Origin of the sequence: Falsihalocynthiibacter arcticus (genome assembly GCF_000812665.2) — a bacterium.
Classification (GTDB): domain Bacteria; phylum Pseudomonadota; class Alphaproteobacteria; order Rhodobacterales; family Rhodobacteraceae; genus Falsihalocynthiibacter; species Falsihalocynthiibacter arcticus.
In genome coordinates, this window is record NZ_CP014327.1 from 2,660,043 (window position 1) to 2,675,580 (window position 15,538).

Annotated in this window: 17 protein-coding genes and 2 pseudogenes; 10 read left to right on the forward strand and 9 right to left on the reverse strand. The window is 54.9% G+C overall.

The features are described from left to right. Window positions 1-19: 19 nt before the first annotated feature. Window positions 20-721, reverse strand: a complete 702-nt coding sequence (locus RC74_RS13170) for a FadR/GntR family transcriptional regulator (RefSeq protein WP_039003837.1) — start codon at window positions 719-721, stop codon at window positions 20-22. A 291-nt stretch (window positions 722-1,012) separates the two neighbouring features. Here RC74_RS13170 and RC74_RS13175 point away from each other — a divergent pair, with 291 nt between their 5' ends. From RC74_RS13175 to RC74_RS13215, 10 genes are all read left to right on the forward strand, one after another. Then, window positions 1,013-1,975, forward strand: a complete 963-nt coding sequence (locus RC74_RS13175; protein WP_039003836.1) for a TRAP transporter substrate-binding protein — start codon at window positions 1,013-1,015, stop codon at window positions 1,973-1,975. Between the two features lie 60 nt (window positions 1,976-2,035). Beyond that, window positions 2,036-2,545, forward strand: coding sequence for a TRAP transporter small permease (locus tag RC74_RS13180; RefSeq protein ID WP_052275055.1), 510 nt, complete (start codon window positions 2,036-2,038; stop codon window positions 2,543-2,545). A 1-nt stretch (window position 2,546) separates the two neighbouring features. Further along, window positions 2,547-3,830 (forward strand): TRAP transporter large permease, encoded by a 1,284-nt coding sequence (locus tag RC74_RS13185; RefSeq protein ID WP_039003835.1) that lies wholly within the window; start codon window positions 2,547-2,549, stop codon window positions 3,828-3,830. 263 nt (window positions 3,831-4,093) lie between these two features. After that, on the forward strand, window positions 4,094-5,131 hold the full coding sequence (locus tag RC74_RS13190) for a Gfo/Idh/MocA family protein (RefSeq protein WP_039003834.1): 1,038 nt from the start codon (window positions 4,094-4,096) through the stop codon (window positions 5,129-5,131). Further along, on the forward strand, window positions 5,128-6,153 hold the full coding sequence (locus tag RC74_RS13195; protein WP_039003833.1) for a Gfo/Idh/MocA family protein: 1,026 nt from the start codon (window positions 5,128-5,130) through the stop codon (window positions 6,151-6,153). Before RC74_RS13190 ends, RC74_RS13195 begins: the two co-directional genes overlap by 4 nt. Before the next feature lie 29 nt (window positions 6,154-6,182). Continuing rightward, window positions 6,183-7,178 (forward strand): Bug family tripartite tricarboxylate transporter substrate binding protein, encoded by a 996-nt coding sequence (locus RC74_RS13200; protein ID WP_039003831.1) that lies wholly within the window; start codon window positions 6,183-6,185, stop codon window positions 7,176-7,178. Window positions 7,179-7,241: 63 nt separating this feature from the next. Continuing rightward, window positions 7,242-7,400 carry a hypothetical protein gene (locus RC74_RS22235; RefSeq protein ID WP_156477473.1) on the forward strand — a complete coding sequence of 53 codons (159 nt, stop codon included), beginning with the start codon at window positions 7,242-7,244 and terminating at the stop codon, window positions 7,398-7,400. 11 nt (window positions 7,401-7,411) lie between these two features. Further along, entirely contained in the window at window positions 7,412-7,750 is a 339-nt protein-coding gene (locus tag RC74_RS13205) for a tripartite tricarboxylate transporter TctB family protein (protein WP_062628274.1), read from the forward strand. A 7-nt stretch (window positions 7,751-7,757) separates the two neighbouring features. Beyond that, a complete protein-coding gene (locus tag RC74_RS13210; protein ID WP_039003828.1) occupies window positions 7,758-9,251 on the forward strand; it encodes a tripartite tricarboxylate transporter permease in 1,494 nt (497 codons plus the stop codon). A 105-nt stretch (window positions 9,252-9,356) separates the two neighbouring features. Next, a complete protein-coding gene (locus RC74_RS13215) occupies window positions 9,357-10,334 on the forward strand; it encodes an aldose epimerase family protein (protein ID WP_062628275.1) in 978 nt (325 codons plus the stop codon). 18 nt (window positions 10,335-10,352) lie between these two features. Here the strand turns inward: RC74_RS13215 and RC74_RS13220 are convergent, their stop codons facing one another. The 8 genes and pseudogenes from RC74_RS13220 to RC74_RS13245 all read right to left on the reverse strand — a co-directional run bounded on the left by RC74_RS13220 (window position 10,353) and on the right by RC74_RS13245 (window position 15,534). Continuing rightward, complete coding sequence (locus RC74_RS13220; protein ID WP_039003826.1) at window positions 10,353-10,751, reverse strand: CBS domain-containing protein; 399 nt, start codon at window positions 10,749-10,751, stop codon at window positions 10,353-10,355. 179 nt (window positions 10,752-10,930) lie between these two features. Further along, complete coding sequence (locus RC74_RS13225) at window positions 10,931-11,878, reverse strand: FAD:protein FMN transferase (protein ID WP_052275054.1); 948 nt, start codon at window positions 11,876-11,878, stop codon at window positions 10,931-10,933. A 27-nt stretch (window positions 11,879-11,905) separates the two neighbouring features. Further along, a complete protein-coding gene (locus RC74_RS23060; protein ID WP_236939925.1) occupies window positions 11,906-12,241 on the reverse strand; it encodes a ferredoxin reductase domain-containing protein in 336 nt (111 codons plus the stop codon). Between the two features lie 365 nt (window positions 12,242-12,606). Beyond that, window positions 12,607-13,065: pseudogene (locus tag RC74_RS23065) on the reverse strand (Rnf-Nqr domain containing protein); the annotation flags it as partial. After that, window positions 13,062-13,724 (reverse strand): NADH:ubiquinone reductase (Na(+)-transporting) subunit D, encoded by a 663-nt coding sequence (locus RC74_RS13235; protein WP_039003825.1) that lies wholly within the window; start codon window positions 13,722-13,724, stop codon window positions 13,062-13,064. The pseudogene RC74_RS23065 and the gene RC74_RS13235, both read right to left, overlap by 4 nt. A gap of 17 nt (window positions 13,725-13,741) precedes the next feature. Then, the gene (locus RC74_RS13240; protein ID WP_218918076.1) at window positions 13,742-14,095 is read right to left on the reverse strand and encodes an FMN-binding protein; all 354 of its coding nucleotides are present in this window, start codon (window positions 14,093-14,095) and stop codon (window positions 13,742-13,744) included. A gap of 64 nt (window positions 14,096-14,159) precedes the next feature. Then, window positions 14,160-14,351, reverse strand: coding sequence for a hypothetical protein (locus RC74_RS22525; protein WP_169798740.1), 192 nt, complete (start codon window positions 14,349-14,351; stop codon window positions 14,160-14,162). 20 nt (window positions 14,352-14,371) lie between these two features. After that, a pseudogene (locus RC74_RS13245) lies at window positions 14,372-15,534 on the reverse strand (IS3 family transposase). Window positions 15,535-15,538 lie beyond the last annotated feature (4 nt).

The following is a 15,538-nucleotide window of genomic DNA, read 5'->3' on the forward strand; positions in this document are numbered from 1 at the left end:
ATCCGATCCGCCCGTTGCTCTAGGAGTCTGGAGTAAAGGCCGATGCGCGCAAAAGGACGCGGCGCACGTCAATCAAATGCGCTTGCATCCGTCGACGACACAATTCCGCATCCCGTGCGGCGAGCGCATCTAGAATGAGGCGGTGATGTTTTAGCGCCGTGTCCTGAGAATCGCCAAACAATCCCGTAAGCGCGCCCATGCGTTCAAAAATTGGCGAAAACATTTGGGACCAAAGCCCGTCAACGATCCGCACCAGCGGTTCGATGCGGGTGGCCTCCGCGAGGGTGATATGAAAGGCGCGATCCGCGTCACGATGCGTTTCTTTGCCGTGGGCGCTTGCCATGGCACTGATGCTCGCCTCGATTGCCATCAAATGGTTTGCGTCGATGGAGGTCGCAGCCCTTGCTGCGATCTCGCCTTCGATGAGTTCCCGCGCATCCAATAGTTCCAACGGGCCCGCCCCAAGGTCATCTCCAGTTAAGGCCCCCGCCTTGGTCACATAGATACCAGATCCCGTGCGGATATTCACTTGTCCTGCAATTTCCAGCGCAATCATCGCTTCTCGCAGGGTAGAGCGAGCGACGTTAAGGCGCGTGGCGAGCTCTCTTTCCGGTGGCAATCGGGTTCCAGGTTTTAGACCCTCATCAATGATGATTTTGGTGATTTGGTCGGCCACTTGGCGATAAAGCCGAAATCCGGGTTCGTGAAAACGCTGGGTCAAAAGGGCCTCCTAGCCGAGTTGTCTGGGTATATTATGCCAGTGCGCGGGGAAACAAAAGGCAATTATTCAGAATTGGTCTTGCCGAAAGAGCAAAAATCGGGTCAAGTTCGTTAATTGGACGGGCCAATTAGGGGGAATCAAATATATTTTGACTAGATGACGCTGTTTCGCTTGCAACAGGTGCCGAATGTTTTGATCGGTCGGACCAGTCGCAACCGTTACGCATTGTCATTCGTCACCCCAATTGGGAAGGACCCAGTAAGCCAAAAACCACTCTAGGGAGGAGTTACTATGAATAAGATACTTAGACTTAGCCTTGCCGCAGCATTGCTGGCAGGAACCGCTCAGGCACAAGAATTACGTGGCTGGAATACACACGTGCCAGATTACCCAGTCTCTATCGCGCTTGATCGTTTTGTTGAATTGGTTGAGGAGCGCACCGAGGGCCGCGTTCAAATGCAGAACTACCATGGCGCAACGCTGGGCGAGGGCGAATTTGCAACCGAGCAATTGCAATTTGGCGCGCTTGACTATGGTGCATTTTCGACGGCTCCAATGGTTAACACAGTCAAAGAGCTTGGCGTCACGTCACTGCCATACGTTTTCAAAGACCCAGAGCATCAGTACCGCGTGCTTGAAGGTCCAATCGGCGACGATATCGCAGCGGCCATGGCGGAAGCCAACATGGTGCCCCTGTCTTGGTTCGCCTCTGGTTCGCGCAGCTTCTATGCAAATGAGCCACTGAACTCGGTTGAGGATATCGCGGGCAAGAAATTCCGCGTGCAAAACAGCGACATCAATGTTGCCATGGTTGAAGCACTAGGCGCGAACGCGACGCCGTTGCCGTTTGGTGAAGTCTATACATCGATCCAGTCCGGAGTTGTGGATGGGGCCGAAAACAACTGGCCGAGCTATGAATCCACTGGGCATTTTGAAGTTGCGCCTTACTATATCATCGACAATCACACGATTGTTCCTGAAGGCATCATCTTTGCCAAAACGACTTGGGACAAGTTCTCGGAAGCCGATCAGGCCATCATCGCCGAAGCTGCGCAAGAAGCTGCGATTTACCAGCGCGAGCTTTGGGCGGCCCGTGAAGCAAAATCGCGTGAAATCGTCGAAGCTGGCGGAGCGACCATTGTTGAAGGCATTGATACTACGACCTTCTCCGCCAAAATGGGACCAGTATATGAGCAGTTCGCGAGTGATCCAATCGTAGCCGATTTGCTACTGCGCATCCAGAACACAGAGTAACTCAAATATGGGGCGCTGCATAAGTAGCGCCCCTTTTAATTGAACGTAGGAAATTGCTTCATGTATTGGAAAGCCGTTGACCATATTGCCCGTGCCGTGGTTGGCATCAGTTCGGTAGCGCTGGTGTTGCTCGTGGTGTTCACGGGCTGGCAAGTCTGGGGGCGATATGTCCTGAACGACACGCCGACGTGGACCGAAAAGGCGGCCTTGTTGCTGGTCTTGATTGTGTGTCTGCCGATGGCCGCTGTGGGGCTTCGCGAGAACTTCCATCTGGGCATTGACTACCTTACCGATTATTTAGGACCAAAAGCGCGCCGTATTTTAAAGACAGCGAACACCGTCGTCCTCGGCTTTTTTGGCGTTGCGATGATGGTTGAATCTTGGCCGCTGGTCGTTGGCACTTGGGGGCGTGATATTCCGCTTTTGGGTCTGCCGCAGGGGTTGCAATATGCGCCTTTGATCCTCACGGGGGGCTTGATTGTCCTGTTCATGGTTGAGCGCGTTTGGTTCCTATGGATGGGCGACGAGATGGATCCGCCGCTGGATGTTTCGCGATTGGGAGATATCTAGGATGGGTCTTACAATTCTTCTTATGGTCTTTGTCATCACAGTGATCGCAGGGATTCCCATTGCTTTTGCTTTGGGTATCGCCGCGCTGGCAACCGCAACTTATCAGGGTATTCCCGAGTTGATCGTCTTTCAGCGCATCGTCGCAGGGATCAACGTCTTTTCCCTGCTCGCAATTCCTTTCTTTATTTTCGCAGGCGAGATCATGATGCGCGGCGGGATCGCAATCCGACTGGTCCGCGCGGCAGAGACTGTCGTAGGGCAGGTGCGCGGCGGCCTCGGTGTTGTCAACGTGCTCACGTCGATGCTTTTCGGCGGTATTTCTGGCTCGGCTGTGGCCGACACCTCGGCGCTTGGATCGGTCATGATACCGATGATGCGCGAACGGGGCTATGACGATGACTATACGGTCAACGTTACAGTCACTTCGTCGATCGCAGGCGTTCTGATCCCGCCAAGCCATAATATGATCCTCTATGCGCTGGCCGCGGGTGGCGGTATTTCGATCACCTCTCTGTTCATTGCTGGCGTTATCCCTGGCATCATTTTGTGTCTTTGCTTGTCCGTCGCGGCCTATGTGATCGCGGTTCGTCGGGGTTATCCAACGGGCGTCTTCCCCGGCTGGCGCGCCGTTGTGTTTGCGATGGGAGCGGCGCTTCCCGGATTTATGACGGCCGTTATTATCATCGGTGGCGTGGTTTCCGGCATTTTCACCGTGACGGAAAGCGCGGCAATTGGCGTGATCTATGCGCTTTTTGTTACCGTGTTTTTCTATCGTTCCCTGTCCTGGCAGGACTTTCGCGACAGCGTAACGCAGGCCATTCGCACAACGGCAATGGTGATGATCCTTGTCGGTACGGCCCAATCGTTCAGTTATTTCATCACGCTGTATCAGGTGCCATCCGCCATTCTTGCGGGTATGCAGACGCTGTCGGAAAACAAGATCGTTCTACTGTTGTTGATAAACTTGTCGCTGCTTGTACTGGGTATGTTCATGGATATGGGCGCGCTGATCTTGATTTGCACGCCGATCTTTTTACCCGTCGCCAAGGCGCTTGGGGTTGATCCGGTACAATTCGGGATGATCTTGATGATGAACCTTGGCCTTGGACTTACGACACCACCGGTGGGGCCTTGCCTGTTTGTCGGCTGCTCGATTGCGAAGGTGAAGATCGAAAGTGTCATCGGAACAATCTGGCCGTTCTATCTAGCGATTTTCGCAGCACTCATGCTCACCACGTTTGTGCCAATCATCAGCCTCGGCCTGCCACGCTTAATGGGCTACTGACCAAGTTTGGCGAGATAAGGCACGCTTGTTCCTTACCTCGCCAACGATCTTTTCGCGCGCATGTGAAACTTTAGCTCAGACTTAGTCTGCTCGTTGCCCTTGCAAGAATCTTTCAACTCAGACACAGTGTATTCATGTATACAACAGAGTGACTAAGTAGAGGCGGTTGAAGATAGTGCAGTATTCCGACCCATCTTATCCTGCCCGCCAAGGCGCTCGCACCAATGTGCGCCTGCACAAAACCGTCAAGGAGACGCTACAAAATGGCTAACCAACCCATTCGACTGGCCGTCATCGGCCTTGGTATGGCTTCAAAGCCGCATCTGGCCGCCCTGCGCCAACTTGCGCCAAACGTCGAAGTGGCTGGCGTGTTTGCCCGCGACGAAGAACGGAGAAACGCGGTCGCAGAACAAGGCGGTTGGCGGGCGTATGATAGTTTGCAAGCCATTTGTGAGGACGCGACTGTCGACGGAGCAATCGTGATAACTCCTCCAAATGCACGGGCGGATATCGTGGCGGCTCTGGCCAAGGCTGGCAAACATGTCTTGATGGAAAAGCCTGTTGAGCGGGATTTGTCGCGCGCCGTTTCTCTTGTTGAAACCTGCGAAGCGGCGGGGGTGCAGCTTGGGATTGTTTTGCAGCATCGGTTTCGTGCGGGGGCGGAGGCGCTTCGCGGCCTTGTTGACGGCGGCACTCTTGGCAAAATCAATATGGTGCGCGTGACGGTGCCTTGGTGGCGCGACCAATCTTATTACGATCAGGCTGGGCGGGGAACCTATGCGACGGATGGCGGCGGAGTTTTAATTACCCAAGCCATTCATATGCTGGATTTAATGTTAAGCCTTACAGGGCCAGTGTCCAAAGTCTCCGCGCTTATTGGCACAACATCTCTCCATGACATGGAAGGCGAGGATTTCGCAAACGCGGGGTTGGTTTTTGCGAATGGTGCGATTGGTTCTGTCATGGCCACAACAGCGAGCTATCCTGGAGGGGCGGAAACCTTGGAATTGGATGCGGACAAGGCAGGCCTGCGCTTAGCTGCGGGCGAGTTGGTGATTAACTGGCGCGATGGCCGCACCGAAACCATCGGCGAAATTACCGGAACGGGCGGCGGTAGCGACCCGATGGATTTCCCCTGCGACTGGCACCGTGACTTGATCGCAGATTTTGCCATGAGCCTGCGAGATGGGCGTGCGCCGCGCATAACCGGACGGGCCGCTTTAGAGGTTCACAGATTAATCGACGCGATTGAACGGTCGGCGCGATCAGGTCAACTCACCGCTGTGCAGGTGGCGTCATGACGTTAAAATTTGCAGCATTTGGTTTGGATCACCGGCACATTTACGGGATGTCGCAGGGCATGATCGATGCGGGTTGTACATTTGCCGCCTACTGGACCGAAGGCGAGCCGCAACCCTTGGCCGGATTTACCAAACGGTTCCCCGATGTTGCGCGTGTGACGAATATTGATGAAATCCTGAACGATGAAACCATTCAACTGGTCTTGATTGCAGCGGCACCCAAAGATCGCGCCCGCCTGTCAATTGAAGCCATGCGGCATGGCAAGGACGTGATGTTGGACAAGCCAGGGTGCCTCACGCCAAAGGAATTGGTCGCCATTGAAGCGACAATCAAAGCGACGGGGCGTATTTGGTCGATCAACTTTTCGGAGCGGTTTGAGGTGCCTGCGGTCACGCTTTGCGATCAATTACTGGCCGAAAGGCGGATTGGCGAGGTTGTGCATATCATGGCCGTCGGCCCGCACCGATTGAATGCCCAGATGCGGCCAGACTGGTTTTGGGTACCATCAGAATATGGCGGCATTCTGGGCGATATCGGCGCGCATCAGATTGACCAGTTCCTCCATTTCTCGGGTGCGGAAACGGCGGAAATTACCCGTTCAACCGTCGGAAATATGAACACACCCGCGCATCCAAAATTTCAGGATTTTGGCGAAATGAACCTGAGTGCTGGTCGGGTGCAAGGCTATGTCCGGCTTGACTGGTTTACCCCTGATGCGGCCCCCAATTGGGGCGACGGTCGTGTAACGATCGTTGGCACTGAGGGCTACATTGAACTGCGGAAATATATGGATATCGGCGGACAAGCGGGAGGAGATCATGTGTTTTTGGTCAACGGGACGGAATGCACACGGTTTGATGCGTCAAACGCAGGAACGCCGTATTTTGCGCATCTGCGCCACGATATCGAAAATCGAACCGAAACGGCCTGCCCACAGAGGCACACACTAACCGTAATGAGGCTGGCAATGGAGGCCCAGAACCAAGCCATTCGGCTCGGCACACTGGCAGACAGGCATTGAACCTAAAAACGAACCAACTGGAGGAAACTATGAGATTTAAACATTATTTAGCAGCCGGAGCGACAGTTGTAGCGACGGCAATTGCGGCCCCTGCGATGGCAGAATGGCCTGAAAAACCGATCCAACTTATCGTGCCATGGGGTGCGGGTGGTGCCACCGATCAGGTGACCCGCATCGTGGCGGCGGAACTCGAAGATGCGCTTGGGCAAAACGTCGTGGTTGTCAATCAAGAAGGCGCGTCTGGCTCAATCGGCTCAAAAGCGGCATGGGATGCGCCACACGACGGGTACACATGGACCGCAGGCGCGGCAAAAGACCTCGGGACTTATGCGGTGACAGGGAAAATGGATACCTCGATCAAAGATTGGGACCTTTACCTAAACTCAGCATTGGCAAGCGTGATTTCGGTGCCTGCTAACTCCGAGATCAATGATCTTGCGGGCTTTCTGGCGGCTTTGAAGGCTGGCGGTCTTAAGGTTGGCACCTCGGGTGTGAATTCCGCTGGGCACTCGTCGATTGAAGCCCTGTCCAACGCGGTTGGTGGGGCCTACATCCACGCGATCTATGATGGTGGCGCGACGGCAGTTCAGTCCACAGTCGCGGGTGAAACCGACGTCACAACCCAACTTATCTCCGAGCAAATCGACATGCTGCGGGCGGGTGTGCTCAAACCCATTGCGATTATCTCCGACAGCGACGTTGAAGTCACAGGGGCGGGCGTGATCCCATCGGTTTTGTCCGAATTGCCCGACCTCGCCGTTGCTCCGATTTACTTCGGTATTTTCATCCCTGGTGATGTTCCTGACGAAGTGACCGCCAAAATGGAAGCTGCTTGGAGCGATGTTATGGCAAACTCCTCGGCCCTTGCGGAATACACCGATGGGCGTGGATCAATCATGACCGTGTTCTCGGGCGATGAGGCCCAAGCCAAGGTTTGGCCTTCGATCCAGTCCAATGCTTGGCTGCTGCATGACGGGGGGCAATCGACTATCAGCCCTGACGAACTTGACATCCCGCGCCCCTAATCCCGCGCGTAAACTCTGCCGGACCGTCCTATTTTCGGTCCGGCACTTAAGGAAGGTCATGACATGAACAATAGCAGTCTGGATCGGATTTCCGGCGTCTTTTTTACCCTGCTTGGTGCGTTGGTTTTCGCAGGCGCTTGGGCAATGCCTCGGTTTGAGGCACAGGGCGCTCCAATTTATCAAGCCCCGGTTTCACCCCCGCTCTCTTGGGAATTGGCTTAAGTATCTGTGGCTTGTTCCTTGTATTTAGGCCAGCAGGAAAGGCCGCAGAGGACTTCGGATTTTGGAGCGATGTTTTCGGGAATTCCGCCAATCGCAAGCGCGCCCTCGCGGCGTTTGTCCTGACGCTTGGCTACGGCGCGGTGTTGTTTGGAAATATGCCCTATGTGCCCGCGACTTTCTTGTTCATATTTGCCTTCGTTGCGGTGTTTGAAACATGGCTAAAACCCGAAGACGCGACCAAGAAAACGCCGATATGGCGCGTCCTCACGATCGCGGCCGTCCTTGGTCTGATCGTGAGTTTTGGCACCCACATAATATTCCAGAAGCTCTTTCTCGTGCAGCTTCCTTGAGGTCATAATGCCAGATTTTATGCAGATACTTGCCGCGTTTCAGTTGGCACTTGGACCCAGCCTCTTGTTGACCACCCTCTGGGCGACCCTTCTTGGCGTTGTCATCGGTATGATGCCCGGACTTACCGCCACGATGGGACTTGCTCTTCTGACGACGTTGACTTTCCAGATGGACAGCGCGGAGGCAATCACCGCGCTCTTGGGTATGTATGTCGGGTCGATTTATGGCGGCAGCCGCACCGCGATCATCCTGAACATGCCGGGTACGCCAGCGAGTGCCGCCACCACCCTCGATGGCTACCCTTTGGCCCGTCAATCCAAGGCGCGCGAAGCCTTGGGGCTTGCGACAATCGGCTCGCTCCTTGGCACATTGGTCGGAGTAGCTTTGTTGTTGCTTACGGCCCCGATTTTGGCCAGTTATGCCCTGAAATTCGGCTCGTATGAGTTCTTCTGGCTTGCCTTGTTTGGCATCGTTATTTCGGGCCGATTGACCGCGAGTTCCGATCCCCTGAAGGGCTTTATCGCAGGCTTTTTGGGGTTGATCCTCGCAATGGTCGGACAGGAACAAGTTTTCGCCTACGCCAGATATTCCTATGGAATTCATGACTTTACGGGCGGCATTAGTTTGATCCCAGCTATGGTTGGTGCTTTTGGATTTGTTGAAATTATTTCCAGTATCTCCAATAGCAAAACACCAGAGATGGCGGAAAATAAGGGGCGGCTTTTGCCCCGCATGCGAGAGATCGTTAGCTTTTCTCCCACGGTCTTGCGCTCGGGGGTCGCGGGAACAGTGATGGGGTTGATTCCAGGTGTCGGCGAGGATATCGGCGCGTGGGTTTCCTATGCAATCGCCAAGCGTTTCAGCAAAGAAAAAGAGTTGTTTGGTAAAGGCTCCAAAGAGGGGTTGATCGCTGCTGAAACTGGAAATTCGGCCGCAGTTCCGGGCGCGATTATTCCGGTTCTAACATTGGGTATTCCCGGGTCGGCCCCCTCGGCGGTGCTCCTTGCGGCTTTGATCATTCATGGCGTTCAACCCGGACCCCTGATCATGATTCAAAACGCCGACATGGTGTATGGTATCGTGGCCGCGACGGTCCTCGCGGCGATTGCGATGACCATTTACGGGGTCCTATTGACGACCCCGTTGCTGCTAGTGTTGCGCATCCCGCGCGAACGTTTGCTGCCGATCATCTTTGTTTTATGCGTGGTTGGTTCCTACGCGATCGCGGCGCGCCCGTTTGACGTTTGGGTTATGCTGGCGTTTGGTACTGTCGGTTTCGTTTTGAGGCAAATGAACTATCCCATGGCTCCGCTGGTTTTGGGCCTCGTGCTTGGTGACATCCTCGATAAAAGCCTGCGTCGCGGTTTGATCCTGTCCGAAGGATCGCTTGAACCGTTCTTTTCGCGTCCAGTCAGTTTGGTGTTAGCAATCGCAACATTACTGAGCGTCGGATTGCTGATAGTTTCGGGGATCAAGTGGAAAAAACGCGTCCGGGATTAGGTGCGGTGAAATTGAGGGTGAGTTCTTCTACGTCTAGACGAGACAGGGACAATTATTTAAGGAGAAGCGCGGTTAAACAACTCCTTACATCGTCAGGCGGCAAAGATGGATGACTCAATAGAAACGTGCAAAGACAATGCGAAGTGGACGCTGTCTTCGGCGATTTGCACAGCGGAAGTTCGCTCCTTAGGGGGTATGTTGCAAAACGTTCATTTCTTATTTGCAAATGGCGATACTTTCGCACCATTGGCGCAAGCAGATTGGGCGGATGACGCCCCCAAGGAAGACCGCGAAATTGCACCGCATTTGCAGAGGTTGGGAGGGGAGTGGCCCTGCGTTCCCTTTGGCACAAGCCCTAGCGACCCACAGCATCATGGCTATGCAAGCAACGCGCATTGGCGATGTACACACCAGTCACAGCGTCGGATAGAGCTCGTTATCGACTTTCCAAAATCCCATGTTGTCAGCCAGTTGCGCAGAACAATTGAAGTGTCTGAGGAAGCGCATCGCGTCGATTGCAGCTTGTCGATTATTGTGCGCAACGCATGTGAACTACCGATTGGGTTGCATCCGATTTTTCGACTGCCGACTGATGCGCCGGTCCATATTGTTTTGGAAAACAGCACCTTGCTCGAACCAATGCCCGCAGAAATTCGCCCACCAAATTTTCAGCTTGTGGCCGCCGAAGGTCGTATGCTGTTTGGGGCTGACGGGCAGGAAATTGACTTTTTGCAAGGCTACACGGGCCTTTCTACAGAGCTTGTGCAGGGGTATGACGCGGGCGGAAAAGTCGCGGTGGAGTACCCGCAAGAGGGCAAAAAAGCGGTTCTTCAATGGGATGAAAATGCCCTGCCGCACTGCCTTTTCTGGTTGGCGAACCCGCACCAATTTGAGCACCTAGGGGCGTTCCGCGGATTGGGGGTCGAGCCGATATCGAGCTGGTTTGATCGCGGTACGAAACCTCTTTTTGGGGCTGCAAAGGGCTCTCCGCGTCCTTTCGGCGTTAAGCTGAAACCGAGCGAGCCATGGTCAATGGATTATTCAATAAGCGCGGAGACAATTTTGATGCAGGGGGCTGAATAATGGCCACGTCCCTTGGCCTCACTGCCTGTTTTCCAGAAGCGCTTTTAGGATATCCGCGCGGCTGACTTGTCCGACCAAACGCCCGTCTTGCACAACCGGAAAACGACGAAAATTACTGGCAAGGAAGTGCTCCGCAGCGGTGACGAGATCGGTGTCGGCCTCCATTGTCTCAACTTTGGCGCTCATGTAGCCCGAGACTGCGCTGCCCCATTCTTGATAATACGCGGCATTGAGAGCGGCGCGCAGGCAATCTTTTTTGGATAGAATCCCGACCAGAGCACCGTCCGTATCGACAACCGGCGCTCCCGAAATCCGCTTGTCCAGCAACACTTTCATGGCCTCCAGAATGCGCATTTCTGGGCGCAGGAGGGTCAGGTCGATCGTCATATAATCGCTTACGCGCGGCTGAGGATTCATGTCGAGTTCCCTTTGCTAGATCGCTTAGGGCAGACCGCACATTCCGCGCTGGGAATGCAAGCCAACCCGCCGCAAGATTCCTTGATCGGAGCACGTCCAAAGATCGCTCCCAATGACAGGCCGATGATTGCCAATAGGATGAGGCCGAGTGTTATAGCAAAAGTGATCATCCGCGTTCCCTATCCAATAATCCGCGTTGAGAAGTTGGCCGTCATGACCTCCCGCAGACCGCTTGCATCCCGTACCACGAACAATGCGGGGATATGCTCACGGTTGGCAAACGAAATGCCTTGCTCGGGGCCCATTGCGAAAAGGGCCGTGGCCAAGGCATCTGCGGTGATTGCCTGTGGTGCAAAAACACTTACGCAGGCAAGGGGGGTATCGGCTGGTCGCTTCAGCTTTGGATCAATAATATGGCCGTAGCTTCGACCGTTGAAATCAAAACGGTTAACGCGATCCCCAGACGTGGCCAAGGCCTCGCCGTCAACCGCCACAACACGTTGAAGCGCGGCGGATTGTGGCTCTGGGCGCTCGATACCAGCATACCAAGGGCGACCCGCAGGGTGATGCCCCAGCGCATAAACCTCTCCGCCGAGTTCAATGAAAAAGCTGGCGTGGCCAAGGGTCTTTAGCGCCGTGGCGATCCGGTCCAATGCGTGGCCCTTGGCAATGCCACAGAGGTCGAGCGTTTGGGAAATATGGGCTTTTTTCGCGCTTTGTGCGCCGAGTTCCAGATCGCCAAATGTGCCCGCGGGTTGCTGGGTCATGGGACCAAATCCATAGCGTCCGGCCACGCCACCGAGTGTGGGATCAAATGCGCCGCGTGTGAGGGTCGCCACGCGTTTGGCCTCGCGGATTGTAGTGTGGGTTTGCGCAGAAAGGGGCACCCATTCCAGCGTTTCCATTCGGTTGAAACGCGAGATTTCGGACATTGGCAGGAAGGGCGACATGGCGCCGTCCACCGAGGTGACAATGCCGTTGACAGCAGACACAATCGCACCCGCATCGGCTCCGGCGGCAATCCGGATCCGCCAACTTGCGCCAAAGGCTGGTCCTTCGATTTGCAGGACATCACGGGTTTGCGCCCTAAGTGCCGTTGCCCAAAATATCGCACCTGTGCCTACCAAGAAATTGCGTCGCGTGTATGTTATGGGCTACCCTCCAAAATCATTATTGAAAATCCGCTCAGGATCGACCCCAAGATCGTCCAGCATCGTCAGTACGGCGCGGATCATTAGGGGCGGTCCGCAGAGGTAGTATTCGCAATCATGCGGTGCTGGATGTGCGGCAAGATGGCCGCGTAAAGCAACCTCATGAATAAAGCCCGTTTCGCCTTGCCAGTTGTCGTCGGGGTCCGAGAGTGCTGCGGTCCAATGAAAATTAGTGTGTTTTTCCTGTAAAAGTTCAAATTCCTGTTCGTAAAATAAACCCATACGACTGCGCGCGCCATACCAAAAGCTGATTTTGCGCGTGGTACCTTGTCGCTCCAATTGGTCCGAGATGATCGCCCGCAGGGGGCCATGCCGACTCCGCCGCCGATGAAAACCATTTCGCGTTTACTGTCCTGTGCGGCGAAGGTGCCGAAGGGGCCCGACATGTTCACCTTATCCCCTTCAGCGCAGCCAAACAGCCACGACGATACAATCCCAGGTGGCAGTTCTGCGCGATTTGGCGGAGGCAGGTCCAACACAATTTCGCGGATAAGTGGCGCAACGGAGCGGCTCGAAACCACCTGACAAACCCACGACTTGGCTTGCAACATGCTTTCGGGCAGGGTGATCGATATGTTGTCCCGTAGCGTGGTTTGACAGGCCAACCGCACACCCTTGGCAATATCTTGGCGCGACAGCAACGCCGTTTCGGTTTGGAGGGCTGGTGTGCGGCCTTGCATCACCTGAGCGCGACACTGGCCGCAGGTTCCCGCGCCCCCACAGGCCGATGGAATGACCACCCCACCGTCCGAGAGGATCGTGAGGAGTTTGTTGCCCGTTTTGGCCGTGATTTCCTGACGTCCGTTTACTTGAATCGTCACGTTTTTTGCGGGCATCAGAAAGGCGCGCGCCGCCAGTACAACTGTGACCAGCAACAAGACAATACAAACAAAAACCACGCTTCCTAGCAGGACCTCAATCAAAAGGCCCTGAAATATCAAGTGGTTCACCGGTACGGTGATGGATTGAACCACGATCATCGCAATCCCAAGCCAAAAGGCTATTTCCACCCGTTTGGACACAGCAAGGAAGGTGCAGATCCCGAGGAAGAAGGTGAGCGCAAGGTTTTCCCGAAGGACGGATTGAACGAAAAGTTCGATCATGGCTGATCCCCCACGCGTGCGGGCAAGATCGGAAATTCATCGTCTTCGATTTGTGCAGGGCGGCGCGAGCGGATGCCCCAGATCATCAGGCCGATGATGAAGAAGGCGCTTGGTGCAAGGAGCATGAAGCCAAGCGGTTGGAACCAGCCACCTGTCGCAACCAAGGGCAGAACTTGTTGACCGAACAGGGAACCAGACCCCATCAACTCGCGGATTGTCGCCACGATCATGAGGATCATTCCATAACCAAGCCCGTTGCCCAAACCGTCCATCAAGCTCGGCCAAACCGGATTGCGCATCGCAAAGGATTCCGCACGGCCCAGCACGATGCAGTTGGTCACGATCAGCCCCACAAACACCGACAACCGCTGGCTAATTTCAAACGCAAAGGCACGCAGCACCTGATCGGCGACGATCACCAGCGAGGCAATGATAGTGATTTGAACCACGAGGCGGATCGACGAAGGCAGGTGATTTCGGATCATACTGATCGCCGTGCTGGCGGCGGCTAGAACCGCCATCAAGGCAAGGCTCATGGTCAAGGCGGTGTCCAGCGCGGTGGTCACAGCCAACGCCGAGTAGATACCCAGCATTTGCAAAGTAATGGGGTTATTGTCAATCAGTGGCGCCGTCAGATAGTGCATGTTTGATCTGGTCATTTTACATGTCCCCCGACTTAAGGCGCTTCAGCAAACGGGCCATATCCATCCGTGCCCAACCAGAAACGCACGAGATTTGAAAGCCCCGTCGTCGAGCGCGTTGCCCCCGCAATGCCGTCCACTTCGAACGGGGTTGCGCCCGTGCCGCGCACCACCGATATGGTGATTTCACCGGCCGTGTTGGCCGTCTGTTTGCCCGACCATTGCGCCAACCATGCCGGATCGGTGACACGTGATCCCAGTCCGGGAGTCTCGCCTTGCTCATAGATGCTCAGGCCCGCAACAGTGTTCAAATCACCTTCAAGGGCAAGGTCCGCGCGGAGGGTTGATTGATATCCCGCACCATAAATCGGCAGGACAACAAGCGACAAGCCTTTGTTTCCACGTATAAAATACACGGGGGCATGATTTGGCCGTACTTTAATTGCGGCGAGGTCAACCTCGGGACGGAGGGGGGGTGCTTTGGCTTGAATCGGTCTGCGCCGCGAGGAAATCATAGCTGGCGGCGTCGATGGTTTCGTCTATTTTTCCAGCCGCTAGATCGACAATCACGGTGTCCAATGTTTCCGCGCCTGTCTCGCGCAAAATATCCGCTAATCCGGGGAGGAAACACTGGAGTGCCCCCATCGGGTGGTCCAGTTTGAATGTTAGTGCATGGTCGGCCTCTGGTCTATCGGCATTATGCTTTCTGGCGCGGGCGGACGGTAGCGCAGCGCGCTATGAGGTCTGACTGTGTTGAAGCGGTGCCGCCAACGCTCGATCAGGATCTGAGCTTCGCGTAACGTATAGAATACCTCGCCGTTAAGCAGCTCGTCGCGGAAGCGGGAATTGAAACTCTCACAGTAGCCGTTTTCCCATGGTGATCCTGGAGCGATGAACGCGGTTTTGGCACCAACGGCCCCAATCCAAGCACGCACCTTCTTGGCGATAAATTCCGCGCCATTGTCCGATCTTATGAACTCGGGCGGGCCTCGAAGGATGAAGAGATCGGTCAAAGCATCGACCACATCCGTTGAATTGAGCCTGCGTTTAACCCTAATCACCAGCGCCTCTCTCGTGAACTCATCAATGATATTCAGCGTGCGAAAGACACGCCCGTCATGAGTGCGATCCTGAACGAAGTCGTAGGACCAAACATGGTTTGGTCGCTCGGCCCGCAATCGCACGCAGGAGCCGTCGTTCAGCCAAAGCCGACCCTTCTTGGGCTGTTTTTGTGGGACTTTAAGCCCCTCCCGTCGCCAAATTCGTTCTACGCGCTTATGATTTACGTGCCAGCCGCTGTTATTCAGCATACCCGTCGTCATTGTCGCTCGGACCAATGGCGCAACAATGACGACCATACGATAGCCGTATCGTCCGAACTCTTTCGTCAGCGCGATAATATCCTCGGTCAATCGCTCTTCATCAGGCAAGCCACATGGCACCTTGCGCTGCGTAGAACGATGTTGGCCGAGTGTGCGGCAGACCCTGCGCTCAGATACGCAGAGGGTTTGCCGCACATGATCAATGCACAAACGGCGACGGGAAGGGCTTAGAGGTTTCCCCGTGCGGCCTCGGTGAGGATCATCTTGTCCAAGGACAGATCTGCCACGACGCGCTTGAGACGTTGGTTTTCAGTCTCAAGCTCCTTCAGCCGTTTGAGTTGATCACGGCTCATGCCCCCATATTCCTTGCGCCAGCGATAGTAAGTCTGAATGGTAACGCCGATTTATCGAACGGCCTCGGAAACTGACTTTCCCTGCCCTTGTAAAACTTCAACCTGCCGAAGCTTCAGCACAATATCTTCCGGCTTTTCTCGTTTTCCAGCCATCGTT

Bases quoted from the DNA above. Each gene is read 5' to 3' on its own strand.
- RC74_RS13200 (WP_039003831.1), top strand. From the start codon at position 6,183: ATGAGATTTAAACATTATTTAGCAGCCGGAGCGACAGTTGTAGCGACG.
- RC74_RS22235 (WP_156477473.1), top strand. From the start codon at position 7,242: ATGAACAATAGCAGTCTGGATCGGATTTCCGGCGTCTTTTTTACCCTG.
- RC74_RS13175 (WP_039003836.1), top strand. From the start codon at position 1,013: ATGAATAAGATACTTAGACTTAGCCTTGCCGCAGCATTGCTGGCAGGA.
- RC74_RS13195 (WP_039003833.1), top strand. From the start codon at position 5,128: ATGACGTTAAAATTTGCAGCATTTGGTTTGGATCACCGGCACATTTAC.
- RC74_RS13220 (WP_039003826.1), bottom strand. From the start codon at position 10,751: ATGAATCCTCAGCCGCGCGTAAGCGATTATATGACGATCGACCTGACC.
- RC74_RS13235 (WP_039003825.1), bottom strand. From the start codon at position 13,724: ATGACCAGATCAAACATGCACTATCTGACGGCGCCACTGATTGACAAT.
- RC74_RS22525 (WP_169798740.1), bottom strand. From the start codon at position 14,351: ATGGGGGCACTCCAGTGTTTCCTCCCCGGATTAGCGGATATTTTGCGC.
- RC74_RS13210 (WP_039003828.1), top strand. From the start codon at position 7,758: ATGCCAGATTTTATGCAGATACTTGCCGCGTTTCAGTTGGCACTTGGA.
- RC74_RS13215 (WP_062628275.1), top strand. From the start codon at position 9,357: ATGGATGACTCAATAGAAACGTGCAAAGACAATGCGAAGTGGACGCTG.
- RC74_RS13190 (WP_039003834.1), top strand. From the start codon at position 4,094: ATGGCTAACCAACCCATTCGACTGGCCGTCATCGGCCTTGGTATGGCT.
- RC74_RS13185 (WP_039003835.1), top strand. From the start codon at position 2,547: ATGGGTCTTACAATTCTTCTTATGGTCTTTGTCATCACAGTGATCGCA.
- RC74_RS13180 (WP_052275055.1), top strand. From the start codon at position 2,036: ATGTATTGGAAAGCCGTTGACCATATTGCCCGTGCCGTGGTTGGCATC.